The organism is Nitrospirae bacterium CG2_30_53_67, assembly GCA_001873285.1.
Lineage (GTDB): Bacteria > CG2-30-53-67 > CG2-30-53-67 > CG2-30-53-67 > CG2-30-53-67 > CG2-30-53-67.
Genome location: MNYV01000069.1, coordinates 1 through 9,978, shown reverse-complemented (window position 1 = coordinate 9,978; position 9,978 = coordinate 1). Strand labels below are relative to the sequence as shown.

The 9,978-nt window shown below is 54.2% G+C and carries 11 protein-coding genes; 4 read left to right on the top strand and 7 right to left on the bottom strand.

Annotated elements, in window-relative coordinates:
* Nucleotides 1-12 precede the first annotated feature (12 nt).
* From AUK29_03775 to AUK29_03760, 4 genes are all read left to right on the top strand, one after another.
* The gene (locus AUK29_03775; GenBank protein ID OIP64804.1) at nucleotides 13-570 is read left to right on the top strand and encodes a hypothetical protein; all 558 of its coding nucleotides are present in this window, start codon (nucleotides 13-15) and stop codon (nucleotides 568-570) included.
* 238 nt (nucleotides 571-808) lie between these two features.
* Nucleotides 809-1,030 (top strand): hypothetical protein, encoded by a 222-nt coding sequence (locus AUK29_03770; protein OIP64803.1) that lies wholly within the window; start codon nucleotides 809-811, stop codon nucleotides 1,028-1,030.
* Nucleotides 1,031-1,252: 222 nt separating this feature from the next.
* The gene (locus AUK29_03765; GenBank protein OIP64802.1) at nucleotides 1,253-2,410 is read left to right on the top strand and encodes an ABC transporter ATP-binding protein; all 1,158 of its coding nucleotides are present in this window, start codon (nucleotides 1,253-1,255) and stop codon (nucleotides 2,408-2,410) included.
* The gene (locus AUK29_03760; protein ID OIP64801.1) at nucleotides 2,411-3,577 is read left to right on the top strand and encodes a multidrug ABC transporter permease; all 1,167 of its coding nucleotides are present in this window, start codon (nucleotides 2,411-2,413) and stop codon (nucleotides 3,575-3,577) included.
* Here the strand turns inward: AUK29_03760 and AUK29_03755 are convergent.
* From AUK29_03755 to AUK29_03725, 7 genes are all read right to left on the bottom strand, one after another.
* Nucleotides 3,574-4,587 carry a hypothetical protein gene (locus AUK29_03755; protein OIP64800.1) on the bottom strand — a complete coding sequence of 338 codons (1,014 nt, stop codon included), beginning with the start codon at nucleotides 4,585-4,587 and terminating at the stop codon, nucleotides 3,574-3,576. The genes AUK29_03760 and AUK29_03755 overlap by 4 nt on opposite strands.
* On the bottom strand, nucleotides 4,584-5,531 hold the full coding sequence (locus tag AUK29_03750; protein OIP64799.1) for a riboflavin biosynthesis protein RibF: 948 nt from the start codon (nucleotides 5,529-5,531) through the stop codon (nucleotides 4,584-4,586). The genes AUK29_03755 and AUK29_03750 overlap by 4 nt, the downstream gene beginning before the upstream one ends.
* 67 nt (nucleotides 5,532-5,598) lie before the next feature.
* A complete protein-coding gene (locus tag AUK29_03745) occupies nucleotides 5,599-6,027 on the bottom strand; it encodes a hypothetical protein (protein OIP64798.1) in 429 nt (142 codons plus the stop codon).
* A 132-nt stretch (nucleotides 6,028-6,159) separates the two neighbouring features.
* Nucleotides 6,160-6,861, bottom strand: a complete 702-nt coding sequence (locus AUK29_03740) for a hypothetical protein (GenBank protein ID OIP64797.1) — start codon at nucleotides 6,859-6,861, stop codon at nucleotides 6,160-6,162.
* Nucleotides 6,862-6,942: 81 nt separating this feature from the next.
* On the bottom strand, nucleotides 6,943-8,067 hold the full coding sequence (locus AUK29_03735; GenBank protein OIP64796.1) for a 4Fe-4S ferredoxin: 1,125 nt from the start codon (nucleotides 8,065-8,067) through the stop codon (nucleotides 6,943-6,945).
* Nucleotides 8,068-8,174: 107 nt separating this feature from the next.
* On the bottom strand, nucleotides 8,175-9,008 hold the full coding sequence (locus tag AUK29_03730) for a 16S rRNA (cytidine(1402)-2'-O)-methyltransferase (protein OIP64795.1): 834 nt from the start codon (nucleotides 9,006-9,008) through the stop codon (nucleotides 8,175-8,177).
* A gap of 18 nt (nucleotides 9,009-9,026) precedes the next feature.
* Nucleotides 9,027-9,635, bottom strand: a complete 609-nt coding sequence (locus tag AUK29_03725; protein ID OIP64794.1) for a hypothetical protein — start codon at nucleotides 9,633-9,635, stop codon at nucleotides 9,027-9,029.
* Nucleotides 9,636-9,978 lie beyond the last annotated feature (343 nt).

Below are 9,978 nucleotides of genomic sequence, written 5' to 3'. Positions count from 1 at the left end.
GCGATTCTTGGAATGGGCACGACAGGTGTGGATGTCCGCACCATTTCCCGACAGGTTGCAGGACTCATCCGAGAGCATAAGGAGGCCCTGAGCCTCGACCACCTTCTTCGCGTGCCCGGCGTGGGACTTGCCAAAGCTGCTCAAATCCTCTCGGCCTTTGAGCTCGCTCGTCGCCACTTGCTCAAAGATACGATCAAGATCACCGTTGCCCAGGATGCCCTGCCGCTCGTGGCCGACATCGCAGCCAAGCAGCAGGAGTACTTTGTCTGCATGTCGCTCAACGGTGCAAATGAGCTGATCGAGAAGCGGATCGTCACAATCGGCCTGCTTGACAAGAGCCCGGTTCATCCGCGTGAGGTCTTTGCCGACGTAATCGCCGACCGTGCCGCGGCTGTCATTTTCGCCCACAACCACCCATCCGGTGAACTTCAACCAAGCGAAGCCGACTCGCGTGTTCATGACCAGTTGACCGAAGCTGCGAAGATTCTCGGTATCCGGGTTCTGGACCATCTCATTGTGACGCGGAAAGGCTACTATAGTTTTCAGGAAGCGGGACTAATAAGAGGATGATTCACGTTAAAACATTGTGAATTGCGGAATCGCGGGACGGATCTGAGAGACGCAAACAGAATGCCAGAGTTATGGAATATTTTTCTGAAGGAGTAAAATCGGGACTACCGGAGCCGTCTTCGGGGAACACGATACTGGAAATGTGCTTGCGGTGCGTTATGCAGTCTGATAGTATGAGATTGGTTGGCCGCATTATGTTCAGACATGGTAAAGAAGCCAACTGGAAGGAGGTGGATTAATGACAGCCACATCTATAAAAAAGAATCTTATCGCCCAAATTGAGAAGCTTCCCTACGACCTCCAACTTCGTGTTCTTGATTTTGCAAAAGCCTTGATTCCCAAAGGAGTCGAGGGTAAGAGTCTTTTAAAATTTGAAGGGGCTATACATACTGATGATTTGCAATTAATGTTAAAGGCGATAGAAGAAAATTGTGAAAAGGTTGACACCGGTGAATGGTAGCAGATTCCTCCTTGATACAAGTATAATCATTTTTCATTTTATCGAAAATCTAAGAACGGAATCATGGTAAATTTTCTGCCACTAACGGCAGATGAGGGAATGCAGCGGCCGGTCGTTTGCGTCCCTTCCTCTGCTTCACCCGTTGCCCTGCGTTGAAACGGCACTATGAGGGGGCGGCCGGAAAAATGATCGATATGTTTCTGATGGAAAAGGGGATACTGAATGCACTTCCTGAAGATTCTCTTTAAAAACGCCTTCCGGCACAAGCTCCGCACCTATCTGACCATCCTCGGGATCACCATTGCCATCCTCTCCTTCGGCCTGCTGCGTACGATTGTCAGCGCATGGTATGCCGGGGTCGAAGCCTCTTCGGCCAGCCGCCTGGTCGTCAGGAATGCCATATCCCTGGTCTTTTCGCTCCCCATCGCCTACAAGGACAGGATCCGCCAGATCGACGGTGTGAAACTCGTCTCTTACGGCAACTGGTTCGGCGGGATCTATATCAATGAAAAGAATTTTTTCCCCAACTTCGCCGTCGAGCCTCAAAACTATCTTGAACTCTATAAGGAGTTCGTCCTCTCTCCTGAAGAGAAGAAGGCCTTCATCCGCGACAGAAAGGGGTGTGTGGCCGGCCGGAAGCTCGCGGCCAAATACGGCTGGAAGATCGGGGACCAGATCACCCTGAGGGGGACCATCTTTCCCGGCGACTGGGATTTTGTCCTGTGCGGCATCTATCGAGGCCGCGACAAGAGCACCGACGAAACCCAGTTTTTCTTCCAGTGGAATTACCTGAACGAAACCCTGAAAAAGACCGTGCCCCGCCGTGCCGATCAGGTCGGTTTCTACATGGTCGGCCTGACCAACCCGTCCCTGGCCGCCGAGGTTTCGCTGGCCATTGACAGGACGTTTAAAAATTCACTGGCCGAAACCCTGGCCGAAACCGAGAAGGCGTTCCAGATGAGTTTTGTTTCCATGACCGAAGCTATCGTCATCGCCATTCAGTTGGTCTCGTTCGTGGTGATTCTCATCATCATGGCGGTCGTGGCCAACACCATGTCCATGACGGCGAGGGAGAGGATCGGGGAGTACGCCGTATTCAAGACCCTGGGGTTCGGAGGCGGCTATATCGCCGGGCTGATCGCAGGGGAGTCCCTGATGATGACCATGGCGGGCGGCATCACCGGGATTCTCCTGACCTTTCCGCTGGCCAGGGCATTCAGTCATGCCATGGGGACCTTCTTCCCCGTGTTCAACGTGTCGGCAAAAACCATTTATCTGGACGTCGGCGCATCGGTCTTGGTCGGTCTCGCGGCCGCCGTGTTTCCGGCCCTGCGGGCCGTGAACATTCGTATCGCAGACGGGCTGAGGAGGATCGGTTAGATGAAGATACCCTTCTCATACAGTTACCGTAATCTCCTGACCCGCCGTCTCACCACCGTGCTCACCGCCTCCGGCATGGCCCTGGTGGTCCTTGTTTTCGCATCGATCCTCATGCTCTCTGCAGGACTCAGGAAGACCCTCGTGGAGACCGGGTCCTACGATAACGTGGTGGTCATCCGGAAGGGGGCTGAGACTGAAGTCCAGAGCGGGATTGATCGGCTTCAGGCCTCCATCGTGGAAACCCGGCCCGAGGCGGCCATGGGTACGGACGGGCGGAGGCTTCTGGCCAAAGAGGTGGTGGTCCTGATCAGCCTTCCCAAGCGGGGGACCGACAAGCCCTCCAATGTCGTGATCCGGGGGATTTCCGACCCATCGCTCTTTCTGCGGCCGCAGGTGAAGCTGGCCCGGGGGCGGATGCCCAGGCCGGGTTCATCCGAGATCATCGCCGGCCAGAACATATCGAAACGATTCAAGGGAGGCGGCATGGGGGAGACCCTCCGCTTCGGCATGAGGGACTGGACCGTGGTCGGGGTATTTGATTCAGGGAACACCGGTTTCAGCTCCGAAATTTGGGGGGACGCGGACCAGCTCATGCAGGCATTCCGCAGGCCGGTCTATTCGTCCGTGATCTTCAAGCTCAGCGATCCGTCAAAATTCAAAAAGCTCAAGGCCGATCTGGAGAGCGACCCCCGCCTGACCGTAGAGGTCAAGCGGGAAACCACGTATTATGCGGATCAGTCCGAGGTCATGGCCAAGTTCCTCCGGATCATGGGAATGTCATTGACCATCATATTCTCCCTCGGCGCAATTATCGGCGCCATGATCACCATGTATGCGGCCGTGGCCAACCGCGTCAGTGAAATCGGCGTCCTGCGCGCCCTCGGGTTCCAGCGAAGGGACATCCTCGGCGCCTTTATCACGGAAGCGCTCCTGCTCGGTTTTACAGGCGGATGCGCAGGCCTCTTCCTTGCTTCATTCCTCCAGCTTTTTACCATCTCCACCATGAACTTCCAGACGTTTTCCGAACTGGCCTTCAGCTTCTCTCTGACCTTCGAAATCGTCTATAAGTCCCTGGGTTTTTCGCTGATCATGGGCCTTGCCGGCGGTCTCCTCCCCGCGGTCCGGGCCTCCCGCATGAATATCGTAGAGGCGCTGAGGACGAGTTAGTCATTGCCGGCATCGGTCTTCAGGGACCGGAGAGAGAGGCGGTCCTTCCATACCAGGAGCAGCCCGCACAGGATGACAGGGACGAATATGAGAAAATGGGAAAGGATCGCAAAGCTGAGGGCGGCCTCCTTGGGAATCTGAAAAGCGGCCAGCCCCGCGACCACGGCCGCATGATAGGTGCCTACAAATCCCGGGGAGGCCGGGACGGCCACCGCTACCGCCTGGACCACAAGGAGATAGAAAGAGGCATAGACCGGGAGATCGATCTGGAAGGCCTTAAGGATGAGTTCGTTCCCCATGCCGTATAGGCCCCACATCAATAGAGAATAGAAGATGATGGGGATGAGGTGCACACCCATGCGGATGGCGCCGAGTCCGGAGACAAAAGAGTTTAACATCGTGAGGATCTTGTTCCTCCATGATTCCGGTAACGGCCGGAGGCCTATTCGGGCCCAGGATATGGCCGCCTGGGTCTTCTTCATGATCAGGATGAGAAAACAGATGAAGGCAATGAATACCGGGAAGAAGACAACGGCCGCTCCGCGGAGGGCCTTGACGTAGATCCCTTGGATCCGGCTTCCGGGAAGGGAGACCATGACCAGGATCCATGATAGGATCACCAGGACGGTAAAGATGTCGAAGAGTCTCTCCACCACAATCGTGCCGAAGGCGGCGCTTTTGGAGATCCCTTCCTTATCCCCGATCAGGTGGGCCCGGATGATCTCTCCGATCCTGGCGGGGAGGAGGTCAATGGCCATGAAGCCTACCATGGTGGCGGAGAAAAGGTTCGACATGGATGCCCGGTGGAGGGGGTTCATGATGAATTTCCAACGGTAGGCCCTGATGAGGATGCCGATGAGGGATACCGCAATCATGGGGATGCAGTAAAGATAATCGGCATGCCGGAAGGCCTCGGAAAGCGCATGAAAATCGGTGCGGTTCAGGAGGAGGATGACCAGGACCAGACTGAGGATGATTCCGAACCAGATTTGTTTACGGGATGTTTTCATGGATGAGCGCCTTGTGTTTTTATTATTTTGAAAATCTTCTCCGCTGCTTCGATGTCCTTTTGAATCCGGCGGATCAGTTCCTCCTTGTTTTTAAAGGCGATTTCATCCCGGATTCTCTTTGCATAGAGGATTCTGACGAACTGGCCGTAGATCTCCTCATGGAAGTCAGAGATATGGACTTCAATGGTGGTTTTGCCTTCTCCGAAAGTCGGATGGGTTCCGATATTCACCACGCCGTTCAGCCGCCGCCCTCGGTGTTCCACCTGGACGGCATAGACCCCCGGTTTCGGATAGATCTGGTTGTGCGGTTCAATGTTGGCCGTCGGGAATCCCAGGGACTTTCCCCTGTGGTCGCCCGGCACGACGATCCCTTCGGTGGCATAAAGACGGCCGAGCATCCTTGCCGTATCCTCCATCTTTCCTTCCTGGACCAGTTCACGGATGCGTGTGGCGCTCACGACCTCGCCGTTTAGGGTATAGGCCTCAACGATCAAGGCCTTGAAATGATATTGCCCGCCCATCCGGATGAGGGCCTCTGTGGTGCCCTGCTTGCCCCTTCCGAATGCGTAATCATAACCCACGAAGATTTCTTTCACGCCGATCTTCTCCACAAGGATCTCCTTCACGAAATCTTCCGGGGAGATGGATGCGAAATCACGGGTAAACTCGGCGCATATGACCAGATCAATGCCGAAAGACTCAAAGAGTTCCATTTTCCGGCGGAAGGTATTCAGAAGCGGGGGGCAGGTGGAGGGGGAAAGAACCTGAAGCGGATGGGGCTCGAAGGTGAAGATGACGGCGGCGCCGTTATGACGGCGGGCGCTTTCGATGACCTTTCGGAAAATTTGCTGGTGGCCGAGATGGACGCCGTCATAGTTCCCGAGGGTGACCACAGGATAAGGAAACGTTTTATTGAGTCGATCAAGGTCCCGGATGATCTGCATCAGACAACTCCATTTTGTTTTTTCTCTTGGAGGCAAAGAGAGAAACGGGCTTCAGAAGATGGGTCATCTATCCCTTGCCGGCGAGCTTCTCAGCGGTTCTTTTTGCCAGTTGATCGAAGTGGGTCCCTTCCAAGGTTTTTATCGCGGTTTCTTGCACATCAACCCAGACCTCGTGAAGTGAACAGAGTTCCTTTCGACTACAGTCGCCGAAATCCGACAGGCACCGGTTCAGGTAAAGGGGGCCTTCCATGGCTTCAATGACTTCTTTCATATGGATCTGTTCAGGGAGTTTGGCCAAAGAGAACCCGCCCTTCTTCCCGCGGTGGGACCGTATGATTCCGCTTTTTCCGAGGATTTGAAAGATCCGGGCCAAGAAACCTTCAGGGATATCCATTCGTTCGGCAATCTCACTGATGATGCAGATGTTATTCTCGGGTTGGAGAGAGAGGTATAAGACCCCTCTCAGGGCGTAGTCTGCTGCACGTGTCAGTTCCATATCACCCCATCAAAAAAATACAACTCAGATTCAATTAATAAAGTAAATGTTTGAATTTTTTATGTCAAGAGAAAAGAGAGGAAACTGAATGGTCAAGCGGTTGGAAGAGGATTTTTTAGAATGCAACGGGGGTTATTCCTCATCCTCGCTGGCCTGTTCCAGATCGATGATCTTGTCACCCAGCACATATTCCTTGGTTTTGTACTCGGTGATGTTCCCGATCTTCCGGATAATCTCGGTCATCCTGGCCACGGACTCATGAATAATTTCAATTTCCCGGCTCGGTTTTTCTTTTAGCGGTTCCAAGGATTCTTCGAGGAGTTTAATCTGGCAATTGATGACCGTCAAGGGCTGGTTCAGTTCGTGGGCTGCGGCCCCGGCCAGTTCCATAATGGCAAGCTTTTTTTCCTGTTCCACCAGTTTGTCCTGGGCCTGTTTAAGGCGCAGCGCCGCGTTGACCCTCGCAAGCAGTTCCACAATCACAAAAGGTTTTCTCACGTAGTCCACGGCCCCGGCCTCAAGTCCGATTTTCAGGTCTTCAGGATCGTTCTTGGCCGTGATCATGATGACCGGGATCCCCCTGGTCTTTTCGTCGTGGTGAAGGACGCGGCAGGCGGTGATGCCGTCCATGCCGGGCATGATCACGTCCATCAGGATCAGATCCGGCTGGTTCTCCTTGGCGGTCCGGATGGCTTCCTCTCCATTGGATGCAGGGAGGACCTGGTACTGGTTGTACTTGAGTACGGTATTCAAGACTTCGACATTGTCTGCCGAGTCATCTACGACCAGGATGGTTGCAGGCATGATCACGCCCTCTGACTGTAAAAATGACATAAAAAATACTTTCAAAAAAAATTTATATAACGTTTCTGGTGTCTTTGTCAAGTTTTTCTGTTCATTTACCTATTTTTTCACTTAGCGTTTGATGAGGGTATATGCCTTGCTGCCCAAACCGAGTTCAAAGGCATAATCAATCTGTTTTTGTCCGTCAACTTGATGCAGTTTGAGCATAATGTCCTCTCCGGGCCTGATCCCCTTGTCCTCTGCCGCGGATCCGGGAAGAGGCGGGCTTTCCCGGAGCAGGTCCAGGGAGGCCTGATCCACGGCCACCAAGTCGTCTGAGATGAGGATGCCGATATCCTGGATGACGGGCACGTCGGCTGCGGGCATGCAGTCGCATTCCGGCTGAATCTCGAGAAGAAAATTCGCATACAGGATTTTCTTCTCCTTGAACGTGGATAGGACCGCACGGGCGGATTCTGCAAGCCCTTTGTGAAAGCGTTCTTGATCCGCGGGGAGGTCCAGCGCCTGCTCAGGACAGACCCGTACGCACCTTCCGCAGCGCCAGCATTTTTTCGTGTCGCAGGTAAAGATCTCGTTTTCAAAACTGCAGGCGAAGAGGGGGCAGACCTCCACGCACTGGTCGCACCGGCTGCACTTCTCCTGGTCCCATTGAAGCAGCCCTTCCATGTGGGCGTGTATTCCTCCCCGCCCGTGTTTCCAGTCCCGGTTCCTGCTGGAACCGGAGAGACATCCCATGGCGAGGTTCTTGATGGCCCCTCCGATCCCTGCATTGAAATGGCCCTTGAAATGGGAGAGGACCACCATGGCCGGTGCATCGTAGACGGCTGAGGCCACGAACACCTCTCCCTGCAGATCCCCGGAAGGGACCGGGACATGGTCGTTTCCGAAGATCCCGTCCGCAAGCAGGACCGGCGCTCCACAGGAGAGGGCATTGATTCCGTTTTCGCCGGCCACCTGCAGGTAGTCAAGGCCTTGGATCCGGACCGTATCGGTGACAAACGGCTTTCCCCCGCTCTCAAGCACGGCCTGAACCACCTTCCGGACAAAAAGGGGCCGGACCACACGGTGCGCCCCTTCGGAACCGAAATGCGTCTTGATGGCCACCGTTTCATCTTTGTTGATGTATCTGGATAGGGAAATCTCATGGAGAAGAGACTCCAATCGTCCTGCCAGACTGAGTTTGTAGGACCACTTGGTCGCCCTTGCCGAGATAAAATAGACCGGACTCGGTTCCATCATGAACTCCTTATGTTAAAAGACAGTTCAAAGGGTTCAAAGGTTTAAGCGTTCAAGCAGCTTGAACGCTTTGAACGGCTTGAACGGTTTAAACGGTTTGAACCGAATTATCCTTTCAGACTTTCCCGGTAGACCTCTTTTTTGGGAAGGCCGCATGCCTCAGCCACGATTCGGACCGCCTCCTTCCGGGAGACCTTCTGTTCCCGGATCACCTTCCTGATCTCGGAGGCGAGATCGATTTCAATCTTTGGGTCCTCTCCCGAGGCGAACCCCTCGACAACAAGCGTGAACTCACCCCGAATCCTCTCCTGGGTTCGGAAATGATCAAGGGCCTGTTCGATCCCGCCACGGAAGATCTCTTCATGGAGTTTGGTGAGTTCCCGGACCACGGCGATCCGCCGGTCACCCAGGATATCCAGCATCTCCCGGAGGGCGGAGAGGATCCGGTGAGGCGTCTCAAAGAGGATGAGGGTCTCTGTTCTTGACTTGAGCTCATGCAGACAGGCCCTTCGGGGACCTGCCCGATTCGGGAGATACCCTTTGAAGAAAAAAGAATCCGTGGGGAGTCCGGACACGGAGAGCGCCGCAGCGAGGACCGAAGGTCCGGGCGCCGTGCAGACTTCGATTCCCTGTTCGAGGGCCTCTCTGATCAGGCGGTAACCCGGGTCGGAGATACCAGGGGTCCCGGCATCGGAGATCAGCGCGAGGTCGGTTCCTCTTAGCATCTTCCGGATGAGCTGATTCCGCTTCCCCTCGCTCGTGAAGTCATGGTAGCTGGTCATGGGCGTCGTGATGCCGTAGCGCTTCAGGAGCTTCAATGAATGCCTGGTATCCTCGGCCGCGATCAGCCCCGCGGATTTCAGGGTTCGGATCGCCCGCAGGGTCATATCCTCCAGATTCCCGATGGGTGTGGCCACGATGTAGAGTTTCCCTTTTGCCATGTTCTGATGAGCCGCCTTCTATAAGACAATGAGTATGATCATCTGGACGAAGCCGATGATAAAGCCGAGAACCGCGCCCACGAACTCGATATAGGTGAGCTCTTGGGAAATCAGGTCCATGAGCAGGGACTCGATCTTCTCCATGTTGAATCCCTCCACCTTCCTGGAAACCACCTCCTTGAGCTCGATGGCATTCTGGAATTTTTCGACCAGCCGGCCTTTTTGCTCTTCAATCTTTGCGATGATCTTATGGGTCAGGCTCTTCTGAATCTGCCGGAGGATCTCGCTCCCGATCAGTCCCAGAATCGGGGTTTTCAGGATCCTCCCGAGCGTCCTGCTTTTCATCCGGGCCTCGAAGGTCTGTGCCACGGCCAGATCCACCTCTTCCTCCCATTCGACCCCCTCGAAGAAGCGTGTGATGTCCTCCACGGTGAGGAGGTCCCTCTCTACGGTCCTGGCGATGCTGGCTGCGAACTCCTTTCTTCTCTTCGGGAGCAGGCCTTGAAAAGTGAACCCTAGGATGCGCACGGGCCGGTAAGGCCTGAAAAGCATCTTGATGGCGATGTAGTTTGTGATCCATCCGATGACGGCGCCGATCACCGGGAGTATGAGGTAATGCCATTTCAAGAGTGTTTCTCCTTTATCCCGTAAAAGACCTTGATGCCTCTAATAGGGCTCGCACCTGGTCAGGTACTATAACAATATTGCAAAACAGGCGCAATTTGATTCTATGGCATTTTGATTTTTGATTCTTTATCTTTAATTTTTATTTAAGGTTCTTCTCCCATTTAGTGGGTAAAAAGGGTTCGAGGATTCCAGGGTTCAAGGGGTCAAGTGAAATACTTAAACGCAAGCAAAATCTCCAGAGAAAAACACTGGAATCCTTGAACCCTAGGACCCTCGGCCCCTTATGTTCTTAGCACCTCACTTGACCCCTGGAATCCTGGACCCCTTGACCCCTGATGTTTTC